This is a genomic window from Streptomyces mashuensis (assembly GCF_014654785.1).
Classification (GTDB): Bacteria; Actinomycetota; Actinomycetes; order Streptomycetales; family Streptomycetaceae; genus Streptomyces; species Streptomyces mashuensis.
This window is the reverse complement of the sequence record NZ_BNBD01000002.1, coordinates 454,767-477,636: the sequence shown is the minus strand read 5'-3', so window position 1 is coordinate 477,636 and position 22,870 is coordinate 454,767. Positions and strand designations below refer to the sequence as shown.

Sequence of the window (22,870 nt, the reverse complement as noted above, 5' to 3'; positions counted from 1 at the left end):
CCTCCTGTGCTTGCCCGCGGCCCGTAAGGGAGCGGTAACCGTGCCGTAACGGGCGGGCCGTGACCTTGCGGGCACGGCGAAGGGGCGGCGCCCGTGCGGGAGCGCCGCCCCTCTTTACTCCCCCACCGGGAGTTGTTGCCGCCCGCATCGGCTCGGGCGGCAACTCGCGTACTCAGCGGCCGCTTTTCCGCTCGCCACCCCCCACGGGAACGAGCGGCGGGCCCTGAGTGCGTGAATAGCATTTCGCTTCTGCGATGTTCGCCGCGAGTCCTTTCAACTGTGGCCAAAAGGACGTGGTAACACCTCGTATCGGTGTGCATACTCAGTGAGCGGGGGGAGGTTGCCGATGTCTGTTGTGGGGGTTTGGTGCTGCGTGTCCATTTCACTGGACTCGATCTGGCCCGGTTGCGCCTGGCCGGAGACCCGGACGTACTCTGGGAAACCGTATTGAGCCTGCACCGGCTCCGGGACAAACAAGGCGAGTCGATCTTCGGCGATTGGCGGTCGGAAACCCGTACTCGGTTGAATGGTGAAACGCGGCTGCTGGCACCTCTGGTTCCACCGCGTGGTTATTTCCCGGACTTCCTCACGCCGGCCGAAGGCTTACACGGACTGGCTCCCGGTATGGAGGCCCTGCGGGCCACGCCGGCCGAGCGGATCCACGAGGAACTGGGCCGGCTGCCCACCGTCCGCACGCTGCCCGCCTGGATACGATCGCTGGGCGACGGCGACGCCCGCGCCTTCACCAAGCTGATCGGGGCGCTGCACGCCTACCACGACGCCGCCATCGCCCCGTACTGGTCGCACATCCAGGCCCAGATCGAGGCGGACCGCGCGGTGCGCGGCCGGGCGCTGCTGGACGGCGGCGCGGACGCCCTGCTGTCGTCGCTGCCGCCCACCATGCGCTGGAACGCCCCGGTGCTGGAGGTCGACTACCCGGTCGACCGGGACCTGCACCTGGGGGGCCGCGGGCTGCTGCTCCAGCCGTCGTTCTTCTGCCGCCGCACCCCGGTGTCGCTGCAGAACGCGGACCTGACGCCGGTGCTCGTCTATCCGGCGCGCACGATGTCGGAGTCGGCGCCCGTGGTGCCGCAGGCGCCGCGGTCGCTGGGCAAGCTGGTGGGGCACACCCGCTCGGTGGTGCTCGGCTCGATAGGCGGCGGCTGCACCACGAGCGAACTGGCCCGCCGCGTCGGCGTGTCGGCGGCCTCGGCCAGCCAGCACGCCGGCGTGCTGCGCGAGGCCGGGCTCGTCCTGACGCTGCGCAACGGCAGCGCCGTGATGCACACGCTCACGCCGCTGGGCGCGGCGCTGCTGCGCGGCGGCCACCGGACGCCGCAGCCGCGCTCCAAGGCCCGCTCGGCGGTGCCGGAGCGGGCGCAGGGCGGTCACGTGCCGGGGCGGTCGACGCCGGCCGCCATGTGACGGCCGTGACGTATGGATGAGGGGGCCCGCCCGGGCCCCCTCATCCGTCCTCTCGTCCGTACGTGCTCAGCGGCCCGTCGGCGCCTCGATGCGGAACCGCAGCCGGCAGATCACCGCGTCGGTGTCGCGGCGCACCGCGTGGGCGACGACGGCGCCGCGCTGGTTCTGCAGCAGCCGCTGCCACAGGTGCGCCGGCTCCACCTCGGGGATGAGCACGGTGACGCGGTTGTCGGGGTGCCGGCCGGTGAGGTCGCGTACGCAGTCGACGAGGGGCCGGCCCAGGGAGCGGGAGGGCGTGGGCAGCTCCACGAGCTCCACGCCCGGGTTCCACAGCTCCCAGTCGCGGCGCAGCGACTCGGCCGCGCGCCGGCCCTCGGGGTCGGGGTGCGTGACGGTGACCGCCACCACCTCGTCGCCCAGGGACACGGCGGCTGTCAGGGCCTCGCTGGTGAGCCGGGACAGGGAGGAGACGGGAACGACGACCACGGAGTGGCAGCGGCGCGGCGGCTCGGGCACCCGGCCCAGTTCCAGCCGCTCGCCGATGCGGGCGTAGGCGCGGTGCACGGCCTCGAAGAGCAGGACCAGCAGGGGCAGGGCCACCACGACGAGCCAGGCGCCCTCGGTGAACTTGGTGGTGGTGACGACGATCGCGGAGACGCCGGTGAGGAGCGCGCCGAAGCCGTTGAGCGCGGCCTTGCCGCGCCAGCCGGCGGAACGTTCCTCCCGCCAGTGCCGGACCATACCGGCCTGGCAGACGGTGAAGCCCACGAACACCCCGATGGCGAAGAGCGGCACCAGGGTGTTGACGTCGCCGCCGGACAGGACGAGCAGCAGCGCGGAGACGGCGGCGAGCGCCAGCACGCCGTGCCGGTGGACCTGCCGGTCGGCCTTGAGGCCGAAGACGTGCGGGAGGTGGTTGTCGCGGGCCAGCAGGCCCATGAGCACCGGCAGCCCGCCGAACGAGGTGTTCGCGGCCAGCGCCAGCAGCACGACGGTGGCGAACTGCACGACGTAGAAGGCCCAGTTGTGGCCGAGCGAGGCGTCGGCGAGCTGGGCGAGGACCGTCACGCCCTCCACGGGCTGGAGGTGGAACCGGCCGATCAGCACCGACAGGCCCACGAGCATCACGCCCAGCAGCGCGCCCAGCGCCACCTCGGTGCGCTGGGCGCGGCGGGCGGCGGGGGCGCGGAAGGACGGGACGGCGTTGGCGACGGCCTCCACGCCGGTCAGCGCGGAGCAGCCGGCGGCGAACGCCTTGAGCAGCAGCAGGGCGCCGACGGTGGTGGCGCCGCCGGCGAGCGCGGAGGCGTGCCCGGCGGCGGCCTCGGTGCTCGCGGGCGCGTCGCGGAGGAGACCGACGACGATCAGGACGAGGACCGAGCCGACGAACACGGCGGTGGGCACGAGGAACGCCTTCGCCGAGTCGGCGATGCCGCGCAGGTTGACGCCCGTGACAAGGGCCAGCACGCCCAGGCAGATCCCCAGGCGGTGGTCGTAGAGGGACGGCACCGCGGAGGTGAGGGCCGCGACGCCGGCCGTGACGGAGACGGCGACGTTGAGGACGTAGTCGAGGACGAGGGAGGCCGCGGTGAACAGACTCGTCCGCCGGCCCAGGTGGCGCTTGGCGACGGCGTACGAGCCGCCGCCGTCCGGGAAGGCCGCGATGACCTGGCGGTACGAGGCCACGAGCACCGCGAGCAGCGCGGCGATGGCCAGCGTGACGGGGAGCGTGCAGCCCAGGCCGTGCGCCCCCGCCGCGGCCAGCACGAGCACGATCGACTCGGGGCCGTACGCCACCGACGCCATGGCGTCGAGGGACAGGGCCGCGAGCCCCTGGGTGGCGGTGAGCCGGTGCCGGTCGCCGGGGTGCGCGGCCCCGGTATCCGGCGGTTCTTCCCGGGTGCCGGTGGCGTGCTCCGTCGTGGCCGGGATGGACATCTTTTGTGGTACCTCCGTTGCGTCGGAGCGCTCAGCCTGCGCCCGCGCGGAGCGCGCGGCGCCGGGCCTTGGCGCCGTCTTGGCGGATGCGGGGGGAATCCGTACGCGTTCTTGACGCCGCGGCTCCTCCGGTCCGGGCCGGGCGTCAGCGGGGCGCAAGGATTCACCAAGGCGGCGTCAGCACGTCGTCAACAGCGGGGGCGGACCCGGCGGACCGGGCCTAGCTTCGGCCTCATGGGACGGCGACCGACACCGCGTCCGCGGGCACGCGGGCGGGTGGAACACGGCAGACCGCCCGGGAGGCGTTCTCCGGGCCGGGGCGTGCCGGCCTGGGACCGCACCTGGCGCCGGGAGGCCCGCGTGGCGTGGTGGTGCGGGCTGGCGCTCACCGGGGCCCTGGTCGCGGCCGACGTGGCCCGCGGCGGCCTCGACGGGCTGCGCGGCTGCTGCTGGGTGGTGCTCGGCGGCACCCTGGTCGCCGTCCTGCGTCCGGTGCGGATCACGGCGGGCGACAACTGGCTCGCGGCGCGCGGGCTGTTCCGCGAGCACCGGGTCCGCACCGACCTGCTCACCCAGGTCCGCCGCGCGGACGGCGTCGCACCGCGCCTCGTCCTGCGCGACGCCGGCGGCAACCGCGTGGAACTCGACCCCCGCGTCCTGGCCGCCAACCCCCTGCTGTGGCACTACGTGGAGACGGCCGCCCGCACCGCCCACCGCCGCGGCCTTTTACGCGAGGGTGCAGCCCCCCTGGCGGCCCTGACCGACCGCATCGACGGCGAGATCACCCGCCGGCTGCTGGAGTCGGCGGGCCTGGAGTGACGTCCTTGTTGTTCGCGGGGGGCTCAGGCGTAGGTCACGCCCGTGAGGCGCTCCGAGAGCGTCCACAGGCCCGCGCTCGCGCGGTCGTCGAGGGTCCAGGGCGCGCGGACGGAGCGTGTGGGGGAGCCGCGCCACAGCTGGACGCGGGGGCCGACGAAGTCGTCCGGGCGGACGCCGGCCGCGGTGGCCGCGTACAGCGAGGGCAGGGCACCGTCCTCGGGGCTCTGCGCCACCAGGCGGTTCAGCAGGCGGACGGCCTGCTCGGCCCACGCCCGGTCCTCCATGCGGGCCGCGGCGGTCTGGAGGTTGGTCGAGGCGTACCCCGGGTGGGCCGCCGCCGCGACGACCGGCGAGCCCTCGGCGGCCAGCCGGCGCGCCAGCTCGTGCGTGAAGAGCAGGTTGGCGCTCTTGGACCGCCCGTACGCGGCCCAGCGGCGGTAGCGGTGGTCCATCTGCGGGTCGCGCGGGTCCACGGTGCCCAGGAAGTGCAGCCCGCTGGACACGGTCACCACCCGCGCCCCGGGCCCCGCCGCCCGCAGCCGCGGCAGCAGCAGCCCGGTCAGCGCGAAGTGCCCCAGGTGGTTGGTGCCGAACTGCATCTCGAACCCGTCGACGGTGCGCCGGTGCGGCAGCGCCATGACGCCGGCGTTGTTGACGAGGAGGTCCACCCGCTCCTCGCGCAGCTCCGTGGCGAACGTCCGCACCGACGTCAGGTCCGCCAGGTCCAGCTCGGCCAACCGCACGTCACAACCGGGCGCCTGAGCGCGCATCAGCTCCTCGGCGGCCTTGCCGCGCGTGGTGTCCCGGCACGCGAGCACCACCCGCGCCCCGCGCCGCGCCAGCTCGCGCGCGGTCACGTACCCGATGCCGCTGTTCGCCCCGGTCACCACGGCGGTGCGCCCGCTCTGGTCCGGGATGTCACGCGTGGTCCAGCCCGTCATCTCCGTCGCCTCCGTGGCCTTCCGCGACTCGGCACGTCCTGCGGTCAGCGTATACGCGTGGGGCGGCGGGTGCCGGTGGTTGGTGGCGGAGGCCGGGCGGGCGGTCCGCGACGGCCGGGCGCCCAGGCCCTACGATCCCCCCGGTGAGCACCGACATATCGCTGACGACCCTGCTCCTGCTGTGCCTTGCCGCCGCGGGGGCGGGGTGGGTGGACGCCGTGGTGGGCGGCGGCGGGCTGGTGCAGTTGCCCGCGTTGCTCGTGGGGCTGCCGGGGGCGCCGCCCGTGCAGGTGCTGGGCACCAACAAGGCCGTGGCCATCTGCGGGACGGCCGCGGCGGCCGTCGCGTACGCCCGGCGGGCGCCCCTGGACCTGCGCACCGCGTTCCGGGTCGGGCTCGCCGCGCTCGGCGGTTCGCTGGCCGGGGCCTCGCTCGCGGCCGGGATCGACAGCGCCGTGCTGCGGCCGCTCATCATGGCCGTGCTGCTCGCCGTGCTCGCGTTCCTGCTGCTGCGGCCCTCCTTCGGGGTGACCGCGCGGGCCGGCGAGGTGCCGACCCGGCGGCGCGTGGCCGTCGCCGTACTCGTCGCGGGCCTGGGCATCGGCTTCTACGACGGCCTGATCGGGCCCGGCACCGGCACCTTCCTGGTGCTCGCGCTCGCCGGCATCCTGCACATGGACCTGGTGTCCGCCTCCGGCACCGCGAAGATCGTCAACGTCTGCACCAATGTGGGCGCCCTGGTCACCTTCACGCTCCAGGGCGCCGTGCTGTGGCAGGTGGCCGTCCCCATGGCGCTGTGCAACCTCACCGGCGGCGCGGTCGGCGCGCGGATGGCCCTGAAACGGGGCAGCGGGTTCGTGCGCGGCGTGCTCGTGGTCGTCGTGGTGGCCCTCGTGTGCAAGCTCGCCCTGGACCAGTGGGGCTGGTGAGGACATTGGGGGCGATCCGCGCGCCCCGGCCGCACGCAGGGCATGCCGGTACTCGGTGTCACGGAAGGTTGCGGCTAGCCTGTCGACTACCTTCCTGACGTGGTGGGGGTGCTTGTGCGTTTCTCCCGGTGGAGCCGGGCCCGCTGGGTCCGGGCCGTGCTCGCGGGGCTGTACGTGGTCGCGCTCGCGGCGGCCGTGCCCAAGGGGGCCGGCGGGCACGGGCGGGGCGGCAGCTGGTCCAGCGAGGAGGCCCGGCGGTTCTGGGGGCCGTCGCGCATGTCGGCCTCGCTCGACGACTCCGCCGACGGCGACCGGGGACCGGCCGGGACCGGCCCCGGCGAGGCCGATGCCGGCGCCGCCGACTCCGCCGACGCGGCCCGGCCGCTCAACGGCAGCGCCCAGCACTTCGACGGCGTGCCCTCGGTCGGCGTGATCTTCTACGTCGGCGAGGACATGCGGGACCACCACTGCACCGCCAGCGTCGTGCACAGCCCCAAGGGCAACCTGATCCTCACCGCCGGCCACTGCGGCATGGGCGACGACGCCGCCTTCGTCCCCGGCTACCGGAAGGGCGAGGGCAAGCAGCCGTACGGCGTCTGGGCCGTCGACCGCACCTTCGTCGACCCCCGCCGCCAGGACACCGGGCCCGGCTCCGACTACGACTTCGCCTTCGCCACGGTCAAGGCCGACGGCCGCGGCCGCCCGGTCGAGCGCGTCACCGGAGCCAACCGCCTCGCCCGCACCCCCGGCTGGGTCAACCGGGTCACCGTCATCGGCTACCCGGCCGCCGACAGCGACCCCGCCGACCAGGCCGTCCGCTGCACCGCCCTCACCAGCCGGCTGGAGGGTTTCCGGCAGCTGAGGATGCGCTGCAACGGCTTCTTCTCCGGCACCTCCGGCAGCCCCTGGCTGATCCACTTCGACGAGAAGACGAGGACGGGCGACGTCGTGGGGGTGCTCGGCGGCCTCAACGGCGGCGGCCCCGACGGCGAGGACAGCGACAAGATCTCGTACAGCCCGGTCAACGACGACGAGATCTTCAAGCTGTACCTCGACGCCATCAACGGCCGCGAGCCCAGGCGCGCCTGACCCCCGGAGGATCAGCCCGCCTCGGCCAGCGCCCGCTCCACGCCCGGCTCGTGCGGCCCCAGGAAGGTGGGCCCCGGCCGGACCGTCGCGTCGAAGGCCGCCTTGCCCGCCGCGAAGACCTCCCGGGCCCCGCCCGCGTACCAGGTGACGTCGTGCACGGCGGGCACGCCCACCCCGTACGCCTCGATGCCGGCCGCCCCGCACAGCGCCAGCGCCCGGCGTATGTGGAAGCCCTGGCTCACCAGCACCGCCTGCCGCACGCCGAACACCCGGCGCGCCCGCGCGCACGAATCCCACGTGTCGAAACCGGCGAAGTCGCTGACGATCCGGTCGCCGGGCACCCCGTGCTTCGTCAGATACGCCCGCATCGCATCCGGTTCGTCGTAGTCCGTACGGCTGTTGTCGCCCGTCACCAGCACCACGCGGACCTTGCCGGCCCGGTACAGCCGGGCCGCCGCGTCCAGCCGGTGCGCCAGGTACGGCGACGGCTCGCCGTCCCACAGCCCCGCGCCGAAGACGATCGCCACCGGCGCCGACGGCACGTCCTCCACCGTCCGCACCCGCGGCGACCCCGCCGCCCAGACCCACGTGGCCGGCAGCAACGCCAGCACACAGCCGGCCACCGCCGCCCACACCGCGCGCCGCCTGCCCCGCCGCGTCCGCGGCACCAGCCGCAGCAGCCGCGCCACGAACCGCCGCAGCCGTCCCGTCCCGCTCATCGGACCTCCCCGTTCACCGGTACAGGAACGCAGCCGGCCGCGGCGCGGTTCCCGGCCGGCGGCACCGGTCGCGCACGTCGCCGCTGTCACACCCCCGGGCTACCGTCGGGGGTATGAACGGCAGCAGCACGGACAGCGACAGCCCCGCACCCGGCACCGGCGAACGCCCCGGCACCGCCGGCTACGACCCCGCCGACCTGGAGCGATGGGCCCCCGAGCCCGACAAGCGGCCCGGCCGCACCGCCTTCCAGCGCGACCGGGCGCGCGTGCTGCACTCCGCCGCCCTGCGCCGCCTCGCCGGCAAGACCCAGGTCGTCACCCCCGGCACCAGTGCCCAGGCCTGGGACGCCAGCCCCCGCACCCGCCTGACCCACTCCCTGGAGTGCGCCCAGGTCGGCCGGGAGCTCGGCGCCGCCCTGGGCTGCGACCCCGACCTCGTCGAGACCGCCTGCCTCGCCCACGACCTCGGCCACCCGCCCTTCGGCCACAACGGCGAGGCCGCCCTCGACCAAGTCGCCCGCGACTGCGGCGGCTTCGAGGGCAACGCACAGTCGCTGCGCCTGCTCACCCGGCTCGAACCCAAGCGCTTCGTGGCCGACCCCGCCACCGGCGACCTCGTCAGCGTCGGCCTCAACCTCACCCGCGCCGCCCTCGACTCCGCGACCAAGTACCCCTGGCCGCGCGGCGGCCACCCCACCGACCCCGCCTCCCGCAAGTTCGGCGTCTACGCCGACGACCTGCCCGTCTTCCGCTGGGCCCGCGCGGGCGCCCCGGCCCACCGGCAGAGCTTCGAGGCCCAGGTCATGGACTGGTCCGACGACGTCGCGTACTCGGTGCACGACGTCGAGGACGGCCTGCACGCCGGCCACCTCGACCCCAACGTCCTCCTCGCCGGCCCCGAGCGCGACGAGGTCTTCGCCGTCGCCGCCCGCCGCTACGCCCCCGGCGCCGAGCCCGCCGAGCTCGCCGAGGCCCTCGACCGGCTGCTGGAGCAGGAGTGGTGGCCGCACGGCTACGACGGCTCCGTCGCCGCCCAGGCCCGCCTCAAGGACGCCACCAGCCAGCTCATCGGCCGCTTCTGCCTGGCCGCCGAGACCGCCACGCGCCAGGCGTACGGGCCCGGCCGGCTCACCCGCTACCACGCCGAGCTCGTCGTCCCCCGCGGCACCCGCCTGGAGTGCGCCGTGCTCAAGGCCGTCGCCGACCGGTACGTCATGCAGCGCCCGGACCAGGAGAAGCTGCGCGCCGAACAGCGCGTCGTCATCGCCGAACTGGGCGAGGCGCTCGTGGCCCGCGCCCCCGACGGCCTCGACCCGCAGTTCCGCTCGGTGTGGAACGAGGCCGCCGACGACGCCGGCCGCCTGCGCGCCGTCGTCGACCAGATCGCCGCCCTCACCGACAGCTCCGCCCGCACCCTCCACGCCCGGCTCACCACCCCCCACGGCACCCGCCGCGGCCCGCACGGCCCCACAGAGTGATCCGGGCGGCCCCAGGGGGTGTCCGATGGGTCGGCACACGCCCCCCGACGCCTGGCACGGCACCTCGCTGCGTTGTCGCATCACCCGAGTACGCCCAGTACGAGGGCGATGCTCCGCCTTGCGATGCACCGCACCAGACGCCGGGGGGGCGCGCACCGACCCATCGGACACCCCCTGGCGCCCGGCCATCCGTCCGGGGTACTCCCTCTACCGGCGGCACGCGCGGTGCGGGACCCTCGGCGGTGGCCGTTTTCCGACCGGCTTCCGACCGGCTTCCCGACCGGACCGACGACCCCGCGCACCGCGCGGCACTGAGGAGGCAGCAAGTGGTGGACGCACACCAGACGTTCGTCATCGTCGGAGGGGGCCTGGCCGGCGCCAAGGCCGCCGAGACACTCCGTCAGGAGGGCTTCACCGGGCGGGTGATCCTCATCTGTGACGAACGCGAGCACCCCTACGAGCGCCCACCGCTGTCCAAGGGGTACCTCACGGGCCGCGACGCCCGCGACAGCGTCTTCGTCCACAAGCCCGACTGGTACGCCAAGGCCGACGTCGAGCTGCACCTCGGCCAGCCCGCCGTCCACCTCGACCGGGCCGCCAGGACCGTCCGGCTGGGCGACGGCACCCTCGTCCACTACGACAAGCTGCTGCTGGCCACCGGCGCCGAGCCGCGCCGCCTCGACGTCCCCGGCACCGGCCTGGCCGGCGTCCACCACCTGCGCCGCCTCGCCCACGCCGAGCGGCTGCGCGGCGTGCTGTCCTCCCTCGGCCGGGACAACGGCCACCTCGTCATCGCCGGCGCCGGCTGGATCGGCCTGGAGGTCGCCGCCGCCGCCCGCGGCTACGGCGCCGAGGTCACCGTCGTCGAGCCCGAGCCCACCCCGCTGCACCCCGTCCTCGGCCCGGAGCTCGGCCAGCTCTTCGCCGACCTGCACAGCGAGCACGGCGTCCGCTTCCACTTCGGCGCCCGCCTCACCGAGATCACCGGCCACGACGGCATGGTCCTGGCCGTCCGCACCGACGACGGCGAGGAGCACCCCGCCCACGACGTGCTCGCCGCCGTCGGCGCCGCCCCCCGCACCGCGCTCGCCGAGGCCGCCGGCCTGGCCCTCGTCGACCGCGCCGACGGCGGGGGCATCGCCGTCGACGCCTCCCTGCGCACCTCCGACCCCGACATCTTCGCCGCGGGCGACGTCGCCGCCGCCGAGCACCCCTGGCTCCACACCCGCCTCCGCGTCGAGCACTGGGCCAACGCCCTGCACGCCGGCCCCGCCGCCGCCCGCGCCATGCTCGGCCAGGACGTCTCGTACGACCGCGTCCCGTACTTCTACTCCGACCAGTACGACGTCGGCCTGGAGTACTCCGGCTACGCGCCGCCCGGCTCGTACGACCAGGTGGTGTGCCGCGGCGACGTCGGCAAGCGCGAGTTCATCGCCTTCTGGCTGCGCGAGGGCCGGCTGCTGGCCGGAATGAACGTCAACGTGTGGGACGTCACCGGCCCCATCCAGCGCCTCATCCGCTCCGGCCGGCCCCTCGACCCCACGGCCCTCGCGGACCCCACCACACCTCTGGAGTCACTCCTGCCCCAGGACTAACGTGGGCCGCATGACGATCCGTACAGCGCTGGTGCCCGTGGCGGAGATCTTCGACCTGCGCCGGTCGGTGCTCCGCCCCGGCTTCCCGCCCGAGGACGCGGTCTTCCCCGAGGACGCCCTCCCGGACTCCTTCCATGTCGCGGCCTACGACGAGGACGGCGCCCTGACGGCCTGCGTGACGTTCTTCCCCGAGGCGTTCCCGGAGCGCACCGCGCCCATGGCGGACGCCCCCGCGTACCGCTTCCGCGGCATGGCCAGCGCCCCCGCCGTCCGCGGCCGGGGCCACGGCGCGGCCGTGCTCCGCGCCGGCCTGGACCGGGCCGCGGAGCAGGGCGCCCGCCTGGTGTGGTGCAACGGCCGCACCTCGGCCCGCGGCTTCTACGAGCGGCAGGGCTTCACGGCCGTCGGCGAGGAGTTCGACCTGCCGCCCATCGGCCCGCACCACGTCTTCGCGATCACGGTGGGCGGGGCCGGGGACGGCTCACCGTAGAATTCACGCGTGGCAGGCAGGATCAACGACGACGATGTGAAGGCGGTCCGGGACGCGGTCCCGATCGACGCCGTCGTCTCCGAGTACCTCCAGCTGCGCAACGCCGGCGGCGGCAACCTCAAGGGCCTGTGCCCCTTCCACGACGAGAAGTCGCCGTCCTTCCACGTCAGCCCCGCCAAGGGCCTCTACCACTGCTTCGGCTGCCAGCAGGGCGGGGACACCGTCGACTTCGTCATGAAGATCGAGCACCTGTCCTTCGCCGAGACCATCGAGCGGCTGGCGGCCCAGGCCGGCATCACCCTGCGCTACGAGGAGGGCGGCTACACGCCCGGCCGCCAGCAGGGCGAGCGGATCCGCCTGGTCGAGGCCCACAAGATCGCGGCCAAGTTCTACGCCGAGCAGCTGAACAGTGCCGAGGCGGAGATCGGCCGCGCCTTCCTGGCCGGCCGCGGCTTCGACCAGGCCGCCGCCGAGCACTTCGGCGTCGGCTACAGCCCCGCCGGCTGGGACCACCTCACCCGCTTCCTGCGCGGCAAGGGCTTCTCCGACAAGGAGCTGCTGGTCTCCGGCCTCGCCCAGGAGAGCCGCAACGGCCGGCCCATCGACCGCTTCCGCGGCCGCCTGATGTGGCCCATCCGCGACATCACCGGCGAGGTCATCGGCTTCGGCGCACGCAAGCTCCGCGACGACGACAACGGCCCCAAGTACCTCAACACACCCGAGACGCCGCTCTACCGCAAGTCGCAGGTCCTCTACGGCATCGAGCTCGCCAAGAAGGAGATCGCCCGCACCAACAAGGCCGTCGTCGTCGAGGGCTACACCGACGTCATGGCCTGCCACCTCGCGGGCGTCACCACCGCCATCGCCACCTGCGGCACCGCCTTCGCCGGCGAGCACATCAAGATCCTGCGGCGGCTGCTGATGGACAACGCCGCCTCCGAGGTCGTCTTCACCTTCGACGGCGACGCCGCCGGCCAGAAGGCCGCACTGCGCGCCTTCGAGGACGACCAGAAGTTCGCCGCCGAGACCTCCATCGCGATCACCCCCGGCGGCATGGACCCCTGCGAGCTGCGCCTCGCCGAGGGCGACGCGGCCGTACAGGCCCTCGTCGAGTCCCGCACCCCGCTGTTCGCCTTCGCCATCCGCCAGGTCGTCGCCCGGCACAACCTCGACACCGCCGAGGGCCGCGCCGCCGCCCTGGAGGCCGCCGCGCCCATCGTCGCCAACATCAAGAACAGCGCCATCCAGCACGAGTACGCCGTGCAGCTCGCCGGCATGCTCGGCATCCTCGACACCCAGTTCGTGGTGCGCCGCGTCGGCCAGCTGGCGCGCTGGGCCCGCGAGCGCGGCCAGCGCCCCGACACCCGTACGCCCCGCGCCCAGGGTGCCCAGCAGGCCGCCGCGCCGCAGCCGCAGGCCCCCCGCGGCCCCGCGCTGAACCTGCGCAGCCCCGCCGCGCTCACCGAGCGCGAGCTGCTCAAGCTCGCCCTCCAGTACCCCGAACTCGTCGCGCCCGCCTTCGACGCGTACGGCGAGGACGAGTTCACCGCGCCGCCCTACGCCGTCGTCCGGCGCTGCATCGAGCAGGCGGGCGGCGTCACCGGCGCCGACGACGGCTACCTCGCCCGCGTCCGCGACGCCGCGCCCGACGACACCGTGCGCGCACTGATCACGGAGCTCGCGGTGGAGGCCGTCCGCACCAAGAACGTGGACGAGACCTACGCGGGCGTGCAGCTGGTGCACGTCCGGCTGCGGGCCGTGGAGCGGCGCGTGAAGGACGTCCAGGCCGGCCTCGTACGGCTCGGCGACCGCCCCGACCCCGAGCACCTGGCGGCCGTGCAGAACGAGCTGTGGGTGCTGGAGCAGTACGGCCGAGCCCTGAAGGACCGCGGCGCCGCGGCGCTGTAGCGGGCGCAGGTCTCCAGCGGCCTGCGGGGCGGCTGGTGACGGGCGTGTGCAACCGGTCACCGGCCGGGCTCAGAAAGTGAGCGCACGCCCCTCGTGGCGGGCCCGCGTCGTGCCCCACACTGGTGGGCGGTGCCCGAGCCCTCGGAGCGCGGCGGTCCGGCCGAGCTGGCCCAGCGCCGGACCTCCCAGCCGTGCCGGGCGCGTCGTGCGGGTCGGCCCGGCCCGGGGTGACCGGCAGGCCGCCCGCCCCCGGTTCCCCGGCGCGGGTGTTCCGCCCCTAGCTCTGCCGCCACAGCAGCGATCACCCAGGAGGTCGCCCCCGTGCAGACCCGGACCCCGACCCTGCCGCAGGCCCTGGCCGACCCCCCGGCCCTGACCGTGCCCCTGCAGGCGCCGCCGCCCCCGGCCGAGACCCTGGCCCCGGCCGGCGACGCCGAGCGCGCCGGGGCCGCCGGCGGTCGGGCCGGCCGCGCCCCCGCCCCCGACGACGCCCCCGATGACGGCCCGGACGCGGCCGACACGGCGGCCGACGTCCCCGATACGGCCTCCGACACCGCCGACGACGCGTCCGACACCGCCTCCGAGACCGCCGCCGCTTCGGCCGCGCGGGCCGACACCGGCGGCCCCTCCTCCGACCTGTTCCGCCAGTACCTGCGCGAGATCGGGCGCATACCGCTGCTGTCGGCGGCCGAGGAGGTCGAGCTGGCCCGGCGCGTGGAGGCCGGCCTGTTCGCCGAGGAGAAGCTCGCCCGCACGCCCGACCTCGACACGCAGCTCGCCCTGGACCTCGACCGGCTGGTCGTCCTCGGTCGCATGGCCAAACGCCGCCTGATCGAGGCCAACCTGCGGCTCGTGGTCTCCGTCGCCAAGCGCTACATCGGGCGCGGCCTGACCATGCTCGACCTGGTGCAGGAAGGCAACCTGGGGCTCATCAGGGCGGTCGAGAAGTTCGACTACGCGCGCGGGTACAAGTTCTCCACCTACGCCACGTGGTGGATCCGCCAGGCCATGTCCCGGGCCCTGGCCGACCAGGCCCGCACGATCCGCGTCCCGGTGCACGTCGTCGAGCTGATCAACCGCGTGGTGCGGGTGCAGCGCCGGATGCTCCAGGAACGCGGCTACGAGCCCACCCCCGACGAGGTCGCCGCCCAGCTCGACCTGTCCGGGGAACGCGTCAGCGAGGTGCTGCGGCTCGCCCAGGAACCGGTGTCGCTGCACGCGCCCGTGGGCGAGGAGGACGACGTCGCGCTCGGCGACCTCATCGAGGACGGCGACGCGGCCTCACCCGTGGAGTCGGCGGCCTTCCTGCTGCTGCGCGAACACCTGGAGGCGGTGCTCTCCACGCTCGGCGAGCGCGAACGGAAGGTCGTGCAGCTGCGCTACGGGCTGGCCGACGGGCGGCCGCGCACGCTGGAGGAGATCGGCCGGATCTTCGGCGTGACGCGCGAGCGGATCCGGCAGATCGAGTCGAAGACCCTCAACAAGCTGCGCGACCACGCCTTCGCCGACCAGCTGCGCGGCTACCTCGACTGAGCCCCGTCGACCGAGCCCCGTCCCGGCGACGGCCCGGGGGTCAGCCGGCCGGTACGGACTGCGGCGTGCCCAGCGCCTCGCCGAGGGCGCCCGGGTGCTCCTGCTCCCGTACGACCGCGTACTGCTGGCGCACGGCGTGGGCCACCGGCAGGTCCTCGCCCGTGGGCTCGAAGATCTGGCTGGCCGCCGCCGGCCACATCGGCGGGTGCTGCGGCGAGAGCATGCCGTGCTGCACGCCGAGCGACCAGGCCGCCTGCCGGGCGGCGCCCAGGGCCGCGTAGTCCGCCGGCTGCGGCACGACGACCTGCGTGCCGAACAGCGAGGGCGCGATGGCCTGCACGGCCGGCAGCTCGGCCGCCGGGCCAAGCAGGAACACCCGGCGCACCTCGACGCCGCGGGCGCGCAGCACGTCCAGCGCGTCCGTCAGGCCGCACAGCATGCCCTCGAAGGCGGCGCGGGCCAGGTGCTCGCGCTTCATGCTCTCGCGGCGCAGCCCGGACAGCGTGCCGGCCGCCTGCGGCAGGTGCGGGGTCCGCTCGCCCTCCAGGTAGGGCAGCAGCACCATCCCGTACGCGCCGGGGGAGCTGAGCAGGGCGAGCTCGGACAGGCCGGCCAGGTCCGTGCCGAGCAGCTCGGCGGTGCCGCGCAGGACGCGGGCGGCGTTGCTGACCTGCACCACGGGCAGGTGGAGGCCGGTGGCGTCGGCGAAGGAGGTGATGGTGCCGGTGGTGTCGGCGAGGGCGCTGTGGTGCACGGCGAAGACGGAGCCGGAGGCGCCGAGGGAGATCACCGCGTCGCCCGGTCCCACGCCGAGGCCGAAGGCCGCCGCCATGGTCTCGCCCGTGCCGGCGGAGATCAGCAGCCCCTCGGGGGTGTGCCCGGCCGGCTCGGCGGGGCCCAGGACGTCCGGCAGGACGGCCTGGCGGCCCAGCGCCAGCTCCAGGAGGTCCGGGCGCCAGGACTCGGTGGCGGCCGACCAGAAGCCCGTGCCGGAGGCGTCACCGCGGTCGGTGGTCCGGCGCAGCGGGCGGCCCAGCAGCTGCCACACCAGCCAGTCGTGCGGCTGGAGGACGGCGGCGACGCGGGCCGCGGACTCGGGTTCGTTGCGGGCGAGCCAGCGCAGCTTGGTGAGGGCCTGCGCGGCCTGCGGCACTGCGCCCACGGCCTCGGCCCAGGCGGCCCGGCCGCCCAGGGCGTCGGTCAGCTCGGTGGCGGTGGGCTGCATCCGCTTGTCGTTGCCCAGCAGGGCCGGGCGGACCAGCACACCGCCCGCGTCCAGCGTCAGCAGACCGTGCTGCTGCGCGGACACCCCGATGGCCTGCACACCCTCCAGCAGCCCGCCGGTGGCCGCCTCGCCCAGCGAGATCAGCCACGCCTGCGGGTCACCCTCGGGAACAGCGGTGGGATGGGGCGCGTAGCCGTGCCGGAGCACGGTGCCCGTGTCGGTATCGCAGACGACGATCCGTGTGCTCTCCGAGGAACTGTCCAACCCCGCGACTATGCCCATGCGGTGATGATGCCAAACCCGGGAGGGTGCGCGGGTGCCAGGTCGGGTGTTGGCCAGGTGTTCGTCGGCCCGGTGGTCAGGTGTTGCTGGTGCCCCACTCGTCCTCGTCGCCGGACCGCTGCTCGCGGAGGCTGCGGATCCGCTGGTTCACCGAGCCGGGCAGCCGCTCGCCGGCCTTCTTGCAGGCCCGGTTCGCCAGGGCCCGGCCGTTGACGGCGGCGGCCTCGGCGGTGTTGCGGACCGCGGGGTTCTGCGCGATCCGCTGCGCGCCCTTGCGCAGTTCCTCGTACCGCTCGCGCCCGGCCCGCGCGCCGAGCACGTACCCGACCGCCATGCCGGTGATGAACGTCAGCCGGTAGCGCATGCGCACCGTCCTTCCGTCGGATCCGCTGTGCCGGGCCGCCTACCCGGCCCGGCCGAAGGTCACTCCCGGGGCCCGCCGGGGTACCGATTGGCGGAGCACCCCCCTGCTTGCGCTAATGTATGTGTCGCAGCGAGCGCACGCCGCCCGGGAGACCGGACGGAGGTACGTTCGAGGCAGACGCGCCGATCCCCTGTAGCTCAATTGGCAGAGCAGCCGGCTGTTAACCGGCAGGTTACTGGTTCGAGTCCAGTCGGGGGAGCGCGGTCCCTTGTAGCTCAATTGGCAGAGCAGCCGGCTGTTAACCGGCAGGTTACTGGTTCGAGTCCAGTCGGGGGAGCGGTGAGAGGGCCCCTTCGGGGGTCCTTTTTCGTTTGTGCCCGGCCGGAGGGGAACCGAACCGGCGTGATCGAAGTCCTCATGGTCGGACCGATCACACGATACGGCCCCCCTGGGGCAGCAGATCGTATGAGCGGCTATGCTGCGGCAGACGGCGCGCACAGATGTGCGCGACGCGCCGTGAACGGGGCGGTAGCTCAGCCGGTTAGAGCAGCGGACTCATAATCCGTCGGCCGTGGGTTCGAGTCCCACCCGCCCCACACGAGCGATTCCGGTGCAGAAACGATCTGACGTGCGTATCTGCATCCGGGCCTTTTCTTGCGATGCCCCGCCCGGCCGTGCCGGACGGGGCATCGGTGCATGCGGAGCCGGTCAGCCCTGCCGGGCGGCCTTGTCGTTCTTGTTGTCCTGCTCCTGCTTCTCCGGCTTCTCCTGCCTCTCCTGCTTCCTGTCGTTCTGCTTCTTCTTGTCCTGGCCGGGTCGGCCCTGGCCGTCCTGGCCGTGTCCGTGGCCCCAGTGCTGCTGGTGGTGGCGGTCATGGCCCCGTCCGTGGCCCTGCTCGTGGCCCTGCTCGTGGTGGTGACCGCGGGAGTGCGCGTGGCCGTGGCCGTGGCCGTGCGTGGCGGCGAGGGCCGTCGCGGCGCCGCCGCCCGCGCCGAGGACGGCCGTGGCGGTGGCGACGATGATCAGGCCTCTGCGGCCGGTGAGAGCCTGCCGGAAGCGCGATGCCATGGGTGAGCCTTTCGGGGAGACGATACGGGTGCCGCCCACCGTGCACCGGCGTTGCTGAAGCCCGGCTGAAGCCACCTGAAGCCCGTTTCAGGAAGCGTCTGCGAGGCTGAGGCCATGCGTCTGCTGATCGTGGAGGACGAGAAGCGCCTCGCCACGGCCCTGGCCAGGGGGCTGGGCGCCGAGGGCTTCGCCGTGGACGTCGCGCACGACGGCACCGAGGGCCTGCACCTCGCCACCACGAACGACTACGATCTGCTGATCCTCGACCTCATGCTGCCCGGCACGAACGGCTACCGGATCTGTGCGACGCTGCGCGCGGCCGGCGACGAGACGCCGGTGCTGATGCTGACCGCCAAGGACGGCGAGTACGACGAGGCCGAGGGCCTCGACACCGGGGCCGACGACTACCTCACCAAGCCGTTCTCGTACGTGGTGCTGCTCGCCCGCATCCGGGCCCTGCTGCGGCGCCGCACCCGCGGCGGCGCACCCGTGCTGCGCGTCGGCGACCTGACGCTCGAACCCTCCGCCCGCCGCTGTCTGCGCGGTACGGAGGAGGTGACGCTCACCGCGAAGGAGTTCGCGGTGCTGGAGTACCTGGCGGTACGGGCGGGTCAGGTGGTGTCGAAGGCGGACATCCTGGAGCACGTGTGGGACTTCGCCTACAACGGCGACCCCAACATCGTCGAGGTGTACATCAGCGCCCTGCGCCGCAAGATCGACGCGCCGTTCGGCCGCCGGTCCATCGCCACCGTGCGCGGCGCCGGGTACCGCCTGGCGGCCGGCCATGGCTGACCGCGCGCTCCGCGGGTGGGGGTCGGTACGGGCCCGTACGACGCTGGCGTCCACCGCGGTGGTGGCCGTGGTGCTGGTGCTGGTGGGGGCGGCCGTGCTGGCGGTGCTGCGGCACAACCTGGTCGACAGCGCGAGCCTTCAGGCCGAGGTGACCGCCCGCGAGGTGGCCGGCCAGGTGGCCACGGGCACGGACCCGGCCCGGCTCCGGCTGCCGGGCGGGCACGGGCGGCCCGTACAGGTGGTCTCCGCCGACCGGAAGGTGCTCGCCGCGAGCGAGGACCTGCGCGGCCGGCCCCCGGTGGCCGACTTCGCGCCGGCGCCTGGGCCGGGTCCCGCGCCTGGGCCTGGGCCGGTGCCGGGCCCCGTTCCCTGGCAGCCGGCCGGTTCCCCGGGCGTACCCGGTGGGCCGGCGGCGTCCGGTGGCCCTTCCCCGGCCGTCCCCGGTGGCCCGGGTGACATGACCGCGCCACCCGCGCGGGGCGCTGCCGCGGCGCGGGCCCGGTTCCGGGACGTCCGGCTGCCCGTGCACGACGCGGACGGCGACGGGGGCCGCAGCCGCGACTTCCGCCTGGCCGCCGTACTGGCCACCACCCCGGGAGGACGGACCGTGACCGTGTACGCGGGTGCCTCGCTCCACACCGCCCGGCGGGCCCTGGGCGGCGTACGGGACGCCATGCTCGTCGGGCTGCCGGCCCTCCTCGCCGTGGTGGCGGGGGTGACGTGGCTGGTGACGCGGCGCGCCCTGCGGCCGGTGGAGGCCATCCGGGCCGAGCTGGCCGAGATCACGGGCGGTGATCTCGACCGGCTCTCCCGGCGCGTGCCCGAGCCGTCCTCGCGCGACGAGGTGGCCCGCCTGGCGGCGACGACGAACGCGACGCTGGCCGCCCTGGAACGGTCCGTGGCGCGGCAGCGCGCCTTCATCGCGGACGCCTCGCACGAACTGCGCAGCCCCATCGCCAGTCTGCGGGCCCAGCTGGAAGTGGCCCGGGCCCATCCGGAGTTCCTGGAGCTGGACGGGCTGATCGAGGACACCGTACGGCTGGAGCACCTGGCGGCCGACCTGCTGCTGCTCGCCCGGCTGGACGCCGGGGAGCAGCCGCGCGCCGAGCGGGTGGACCTGGCCGGGCTCGTCCGCGACGAGCTGGCGCACCGCACCACCGACCGCGTGCCCGTCGCGGCGGACCTGCCCGGGCGGGCGGTGGTGGTCACCGGCAGCCGCAGCCGCCTGGCCCGGGTGCTGGGCAACCTGCTGGACAACGCGCAGCGGTACGCGCGGGAGACCGTACGCGTCACGCTGCGGCAGGACCGTCCCGCCGGACCGGTCGTGCTGGAGGTGTCGGACGACGGGCCGGGGGTGCCGGAGGCCGAGCGGGAACGGGTCTTCGAGCGGTTCATCCGGCTGGACGACGCCCGGAGCCGCGACGAGGGCGGTACGGGACTGGGTCTGGCCATCGTCCATGACGTCGTGCGCCGGCACGGGGGGCGCATCGCGGTGGGCGAGGCGCCCGGGGGCGGCGCCCGGTTCACGGTGACGCTGCCGGCGACGGGGGAGGAGAAGAGGGAGGACCCGGACGGCCCTGGGCGGGTGTCGGAACCGGGGGCTGCGGGGTAGGGGGCAGGGTGATCCGAGCCGTCCGGTCCCCCGGGCCGCGTCCTGTGGACCGGTTCCTGGGCGACCAGCTTCCTGTGGAGGAGATCCATGGCCACCAACCGCGTCGCGACCACCGTCTGGGAGGGCGAGCTCGTCAAGGGCAGCGGTGTCGTCAGCTTCCAGTCGTCCGGAATCGGCGACTTCCCCGTGTCCTGGCCCTCACGGGCCGAGCAGGCCAACGGGAAGACCAGCCCGGAGGAGCTCATCGCGGGCGCCCACTCGGCCTGCTTCTCCATGGCGCTTTCCCACGGCCTGACGGGCGCGGGCACGCCGCCCACCCGGCTGGAGACCAGCGCGGAGGTGACGTTCCAGCCCGGTGAGGGCATCACCGGCATCCACCTGACGGTGCGCGGTACGGTGCCGGGGCTGGACGAGGAGGGGTTCGCGGCGGCCGCCGAGGACGCCAAGAAGAACTGCCCGGTGAGCCAGGCCCTGACCGGTACGACGATCACGCTGGCCGCCGAACTGGCCTGAGCGGCGGTCCGGCTCTCCTCAGTCGTTCAGCGCGGCCTTCACCACGAGGCTCTCGGCCGGGCCGTGCCCGGCCGCCCGCTCGCCCGCGCAGGTGACCAGCTGCAGCTGCCGCTGCGCGGTGGCGGCGGGGCGGCGGGCCGAGAGGGCGCCGTGCGCGGTCCTCTCGGTGCCGGTCACGGTGAAGTGCAGGACCACGCCGTCGCCGCGCTCGATGTCGATCACGGTGCCCTCGTGCACCCGGTCCAGGTCGTGGAAAACGCCCCTGCCGTCGTGGCTGGGGCCGTGGCCGACGACGACCGCGGTGCCGGGGGTGCCGGGCCGGGCGCTGCCGGTGTACCAGCCGGCGGTCATGGCCTTCTCGGTGGGCGGGACGCCCACGGTGTCGTCGCGCTGGGCCCGCAGCCGGATGAGGGGGCTGTCGACGCCGAGCGACGGTATGCGGATGCGGGACGGCTCGTCGGGCCGCGCGGGGCCGCCGATGACCTTGCCCGTGCCGCCGCCGGGCGCACAGGCGGTGAGCACGCCGGCCAGCAGCCCGGCCACCACGACGACGCCCAGGACGCCCAGGACGCCCGCGCCGGGCCGGAGGGCCACGGCCGGGATCCGGCGGCGGGGGCGGGTACGGCGGGGACGGCCGGGACACGCGGGCATGGCCTCCACCGTAGGGAGGCGGCGCGGCCCGGCGCCTCGGCCGATCGGCCAGTATCGGTCCGCCGGGGTCCGCCGGAAGTCGGAGGCGGCGGCGCGCGGTGACGTACGCGTCGTACGCCGGGTGACGGGTGGGGCGGGGGCGCGCTTCGTTACGGACCGGTCGTTACGGAATCGGTCGTTACGCGATTCGGTCGTTACGGGACCGGGTCGACGAGGCGCTGGAAGAGGCCCCAGGTGAACTCCGCCACATGCTCGCGGGGCGTGCCGGAGGCGTCGGGCGCCGTGAAGGCGAGCCGCCAGCGGGTGGGTGCGGTGCCTTCCATGGGGCGTGCGGGGGCGAAGGCCCGCGCGACCTCGTCGACGGTGCACGACCAGGGGCGCAGTTCGGCCACCGTGCGCGGCTCGGCCGGCGGTGCGCCGGGCGCGCGCACCAGCCATTCGTTCCACACGGCGCCGCCGGGTGCGGAGAGCACCTCGAAGCGCAGGTCCGGCCAGAGGGGTATGCGCCAGGTGGCGGCCTCGAAGGTCAGGTCGCCGACGCGGCGTTCGCCGGTGGTCTCGGGCGGGCCCAGCACGGACCGGTAGCGGGCGCCGGCCCCGCGGGCGCGCGGCGAGCGCAGCATCGCCTGCCAGCGGCGGTTGGCCTCGCGCATCTCGGCGCGGCCGACGCCGAGTTCGCGCAGGGCGTCCTCGACGAGGCCGGGCTGGTGGTCGGCCATCCTGCGCAGCAGGACGAGCTGGAACTCCAGGGGCCCGAAGGTGTGGTCCGCGGCGGGCCGGTGGAGGGGAGCCGGTGTCATGGGGCCATCGTGGCGCATGTGTCCGTTGTCCGCGCAAGCTTCACCGGTCGTCGGCCGTGAGCTGGCCCGGAGGCCACCCACGGCGTGTCGTCGGCCGGTACGGTCTGGCCATGACGGAAATCGACCCCCGGCGCACCGCCCTCGTTCTCGTCGATCTCATGGAACGCCTCCTGGCGTTGCCGCTCGCACCCCGGACCGGGGACGAAGTGGCCGAGCGGGCGGCCGGGTTGGCGCGTGCCTTCCGCAAGGCGGGGGCGCCGGTGGTGGTCGTACGGGTGGAGCGTCCGGGGCCGGCGGAGCAGCCGCCGGGCAGCGGGCTGCGGGCCGGCATCGCCGAGCCGGGGGACGTGGAGGTGGTCAAGCGGACCATCGGCGCCTTCCACGGCACGGACCTCGACGCGCAGCTGCGGGCGCGGGGCGTGACCACGCTGGTCCTGGCCGGTGTCGCCACCAGCCTGGGGGTGGAGTCGACCGCGCGGGCGGCGGCCGATCACGGCTATGAGCTGCTGTTCGTCGAGGACGCGATGAGTGCGCTGACGGCCGAGGAGCACCGGGCGTCGGTGACGCTGGACATGCCGCGCCTGGGCCGGGTGGTGACGGCGGCCGAGCTGCGCCTCCCGGCGTAGGCGCCGCGCTTCGCGCGCGTAGGCGCGCGGGATACGGGTACTCGGGGGGCTACGGGTGCGTCTCCGCGCACGT

The 22,870-nt window shown here is 74.7% G+C and carries 21 protein-coding genes and 3 tRNA genes; 16 read left to right on the top strand and 8 right to left on the bottom strand.

Annotated elements, in window-relative coordinates; all coding sequences use genetic code 11:
* Nucleotides 1-366: 366 nt before the first annotated feature.
* Nucleotides 367-1,425: a helix-turn-helix domain-containing protein gene (locus IE305_RS07410; RefSeq protein ID WP_190128624.1), complete on the top strand. Its 1,059-nt coding sequence runs from the start codon at nt 367-369 to the stop codon at nt 1,423-1,425.
* Between the two features lie 66 nt (nt 1,426-1,491).
* Here the strand turns inward: IE305_RS07410 and IE305_RS07405 are convergent, their stop codons facing one another.
* Nucleotides 1,492-3,363, bottom strand: a complete 1,872-nt coding sequence (locus IE305_RS07405) for an APC family permease (protein WP_190128623.1) — start codon at nt 3,361-3,363, stop codon at nt 1,492-1,494.
* Nucleotides 3,364-3,684: 321 nt separating this feature from the next.
* Here IE305_RS07405 and IE305_RS07400 point away from each other — a divergent pair, with 321 nt between their 5' ends.
* Nucleotides 3,685-4,182, top strand: a complete 498-nt coding sequence (locus IE305_RS07400) for a hypothetical protein (protein ID WP_229890679.1) — start codon at nt 3,685-3,687, stop codon at nt 4,180-4,182.
* Between the two features lie 23 nt (nt 4,183-4,205).
* Here the strand turns inward: IE305_RS07400 and IE305_RS07395 are convergent, their stop codons facing one another.
* On the bottom strand, nt 4,206-5,123 hold the full coding sequence (locus tag IE305_RS07395; protein ID WP_190128622.1) for an oxidoreductase: 918 nt from the start codon (nt 5,121-5,123) through the stop codon (nt 4,206-4,208).
* Nucleotides 5,124-5,266: 143 nt separating this feature from the next.
* Here IE305_RS07395 and IE305_RS07390 point away from each other — a divergent pair, with 143 nt between their 5' ends.
* Together IE305_RS07390 and IE305_RS07385 are read left to right on the top strand one after the other, a co-directional pair.
* Nucleotides 5,267-6,052, top strand: a complete 786-nt coding sequence (locus IE305_RS07390; RefSeq protein WP_190128621.1) for a sulfite exporter TauE/SafE family protein — start codon at nt 5,267-5,269, stop codon at nt 6,050-6,052.
* A gap of 99 nt (nt 6,053-6,151) precedes the next feature.
* Entirely contained in the window at nt 6,152-7,141 is a 990-nt protein-coding gene (locus tag IE305_RS07385) for a trypsin-like serine peptidase (RefSeq protein WP_229890678.1), read from the top strand.
* A gap of 11 nt (nt 7,142-7,152) precedes the next feature.
* Here IE305_RS07385 and IE305_RS07380 read toward each other — a convergent pair whose 3' ends face one another.
* Nucleotides 7,153-7,860: a SanA/YdcF family protein gene (locus IE305_RS07380; protein WP_190128620.1), complete on the bottom strand. Its 708-nt coding sequence runs from the start codon at nt 7,858-7,860 to the stop codon at nt 7,153-7,155.
* A gap of 113 nt (nt 7,861-7,973) precedes the next feature.
* On the opposite strand from IE305_RS07380, the gene IE305_RS07375 reads away from it, so the two are divergent.
* The 5 genes from IE305_RS07375 to IE305_RS07355 all read left to right on the top strand — a co-directional run bounded on the left by IE305_RS07375 (nt 7,974) and on the right by IE305_RS07355 (nt 14,864).
* The gene (locus tag IE305_RS07375) at nt 7,974-9,338 is read left to right on the top strand and encodes a deoxyguanosinetriphosphate triphosphohydrolase (RefSeq protein ID WP_190128619.1); all 1,365 of its coding nucleotides are present in this window, start codon (nt 7,974-7,976) and stop codon (nt 9,336-9,338) included.
* A gap of 326 nt (nt 9,339-9,664) precedes the next feature.
* Nucleotides 9,665-10,933, top strand: coding sequence for an NAD(P)/FAD-dependent oxidoreductase (locus IE305_RS07370; RefSeq protein WP_190128618.1), 1,269 nt, complete (start codon nt 9,665-9,667; stop codon nt 10,931-10,933).
* A 10-nt stretch (nt 10,934-10,943) separates the two neighbouring features.
* Nucleotides 10,944-11,423: a GNAT family N-acetyltransferase gene (locus IE305_RS07365; protein WP_190128617.1), complete on the top strand. Its 480-nt coding sequence runs from the start codon at nt 10,944-10,946 to the stop codon at nt 11,421-11,423.
* A 9-nt stretch (nt 11,424-11,432) separates the two neighbouring features.
* A complete protein-coding gene (gene dnaG / locus IE305_RS07360; protein WP_190128616.1) occupies nt 11,433-13,331 on the top strand; it encodes a DNA primase in 1,899 nt (632 codons plus the stop codon).
* A gap of 321 nt (nt 13,332-13,652) precedes the next feature.
* Nucleotides 13,653-14,864, top strand: coding sequence for an RNA polymerase sigma factor (locus IE305_RS07355; protein ID WP_190128615.1), 1,212 nt, complete (start codon nt 13,653-13,655; stop codon nt 14,862-14,864).
* A 40-nt stretch (nt 14,865-14,904) separates the two neighbouring features.
* On the opposite strand, the gene IE305_RS07350 is transcribed toward IE305_RS07355, so the two are convergent.
* Both IE305_RS07350 and IE305_RS07345 read right to left on the bottom strand, forming a co-directional pair.
* Nucleotides 14,905-16,371, bottom strand: coding sequence for an FGGY family carbohydrate kinase (locus IE305_RS07350; RefSeq protein WP_190128614.1), 1,467 nt, complete (start codon nt 16,369-16,371; stop codon nt 14,905-14,907).
* Nucleotides 16,372-16,447: 76 nt separating this feature from the next.
* Nucleotides 16,448-16,735 carry a YtxH domain-containing protein gene (locus tag IE305_RS07345; protein WP_190128613.1) on the bottom strand — a complete coding sequence of 96 codons (288 nt, stop codon included), beginning with the start codon at nt 16,733-16,735 and terminating at the stop codon, nt 16,448-16,450.
* 186 nt (nt 16,736-16,921) lie between these two features.
* On the opposite strand from IE305_RS07345, the gene IE305_RS07340 reads away from it, so the two are divergent.
* From IE305_RS07340 to IE305_RS07330, 3 genes are all read left to right on the top strand, one after another.
* Nucleotides 16,922-16,994 (top strand) — tRNA-Asn (locus IE305_RS07340).
* Nucleotides 16,995-16,999: 5 nt separating this feature from the next.
* Nucleotides 17,000-17,072: transfer RNA gene (locus IE305_RS07335), tRNA-Asn, on the top strand.
* A 185-nt stretch (nt 17,073-17,257) separates the two neighbouring features.
* Nucleotides 17,258-17,331 (top strand) — tRNA-Ile (locus IE305_RS07330).
* A gap of 112 nt (nt 17,332-17,443) precedes the next feature.
* Here the strand turns inward: IE305_RS07330 and IE305_RS07325 are convergent.
* On the bottom strand, nt 17,444-17,803 hold the full coding sequence (locus tag IE305_RS07325) for a hypothetical protein (protein WP_190128612.1): 360 nt from the start codon (nt 17,801-17,803) through the stop codon (nt 17,444-17,446).
* Between the two features lie 114 nt (nt 17,804-17,917).
* Here IE305_RS07325 and IE305_RS07320 point away from each other — a divergent pair, with 114 nt between their 5' ends.
* The 3 genes from IE305_RS07320 (at nt 17,918) to IE305_RS07310 (ending at nt 20,720) form a co-directional block, all read left to right on the top strand.
* Complete coding sequence (locus IE305_RS07320) at nt 17,918-18,595, top strand: response regulator (RefSeq protein WP_190128611.1); 678 nt, start codon at nt 17,918-17,920, stop codon at nt 18,593-18,595.
* Nucleotides 18,588-20,207: a sensor histidine kinase gene (locus tag IE305_RS07315; RefSeq protein ID WP_190128610.1), complete on the top strand. Its 1,620-nt coding sequence runs from the start codon at nt 18,588-18,590 to the stop codon at nt 20,205-20,207. The genes IE305_RS07320 and IE305_RS07315 overlap by 8 nt, the downstream gene beginning before the upstream one ends.
* An 87-nt stretch (nt 20,208-20,294) precedes the next feature.
* The gene (locus IE305_RS07310; protein ID WP_190128609.1) at nt 20,295-20,720 is read left to right on the top strand and encodes an OsmC family protein; all 426 of its coding nucleotides are present in this window, start codon (nt 20,295-20,297) and stop codon (nt 20,718-20,720) included.
* A gap of 18 nt (nt 20,721-20,738) precedes the next feature.
* On the opposite strand, the gene IE305_RS07305 is transcribed toward IE305_RS07310, so the two are convergent.
* Complete coding sequence (locus tag IE305_RS07305) at nt 20,739-21,371, bottom strand: class F sortase (RefSeq protein ID WP_190128608.1); 633 nt, start codon at nt 21,369-21,371, stop codon at nt 20,739-20,741.
* A gap of 194 nt (nt 21,372-21,565) precedes the next feature.
* Nucleotides 21,566-22,171: a hypothetical protein gene (locus tag IE305_RS07300; protein WP_190128607.1), complete on the bottom strand. Its 606-nt coding sequence runs from the start codon at nt 22,169-22,171 to the stop codon at nt 21,566-21,568.
* A gap of 110 nt (nt 22,172-22,281) precedes the next feature.
* Between IE305_RS07300 and IE305_RS07295 the strand changes: the two genes are divergently transcribed.
* Complete coding sequence (locus IE305_RS07295; RefSeq protein WP_190128606.1) at nt 22,282-22,797, top strand: isochorismatase family protein; 516 nt, start codon at nt 22,282-22,284, stop codon at nt 22,795-22,797.
* Nucleotides 22,798-22,870: the final 73 nt, after the last annotated feature.

Excerpts from the sequence above, each read along its gene's own strand:
- IE305_RS07305 (WP_190128608.1), bottom strand. The coding sequence starts at position 21,371 with ATGCCCGCGTGTCCCGGCCGTCCCCGCCGTACCCGCCCCCGCCGCCGG.
- IE305_RS07345 (WP_190128613.1), bottom strand. The coding sequence starts at position 16,735 with ATGCGCTACCGGCTGACGTTCATCACCGGCATGGCGGTCGGGTACGTG.
- IE305_RS07315 (WP_190128610.1), top strand. The coding sequence starts at position 18,588 with ATGGCTGACCGCGCGCTCCGCGGGTGGGGGTCGGTACGGGCCCGTACG.
- IE305_RS07295 (WP_190128606.1), top strand. The coding sequence starts at position 22,282 with ATGACGGAAATCGACCCCCGGCGCACCGCCCTCGTTCTCGTCGATCTC.
- IE305_RS07310 (WP_190128609.1), top strand. The coding sequence starts at position 20,295 with ATGGCCACCAACCGCGTCGCGACCACCGTCTGGGAGGGCGAGCTCGTC.
- IE305_RS07350 (WP_190128614.1), bottom strand. The coding sequence starts at position 16,371 with ATGGGCATAGTCGCGGGGTTGGACAGTTCCTCGGAGAGCACACGGATC.
- IE305_RS07395 (WP_190128622.1), bottom strand. The coding sequence starts at position 5,123 with ATGACGGGCTGGACCACGCGTGACATCCCGGACCAGAGCGGGCGCACC.
- IE305_RS07405 (WP_190128623.1), bottom strand. The coding sequence starts at position 3,363 with ATGTCCATCCCGGCCACGACGGAGCACGCCACCGGCACCCGGGAAGAA.
- IE305_RS07320 (WP_190128611.1), top strand. The coding sequence starts at position 17,918 with ATGCGTCTGCTGATCGTGGAGGACGAGAAGCGCCTCGCCACGGCCCTG.
- IE305_RS07365 (WP_190128617.1), top strand. The coding sequence starts at position 10,944 with ATGACGATCCGTACAGCGCTGGTGCCCGTGGCGGAGATCTTCGACCTG.
- IE305_RS07300 (WP_190128607.1), bottom strand. The coding sequence starts at position 22,171 with ATGACACCGGCTCCCCTCCACCGGCCCGCCGCGGACCACACCTTCGGG.
- IE305_RS07375 (WP_190128619.1), top strand. The coding sequence starts at position 7,974 with ATGAACGGCAGCAGCACGGACAGCGACAGCCCCGCACCCGGCACCGGC.
- IE305_RS07380 (WP_190128620.1), bottom strand. The coding sequence starts at position 7,860 with ATGAGCGGGACGGGACGGCTGCGGCGGTTCGTGGCGCGGCTGCTGCGG.
- IE305_RS07325 (WP_190128612.1), bottom strand. The coding sequence starts at position 17,803 with ATGGCATCGCGCTTCCGGCAGGCTCTCACCGGCCGCAGAGGCCTGATC.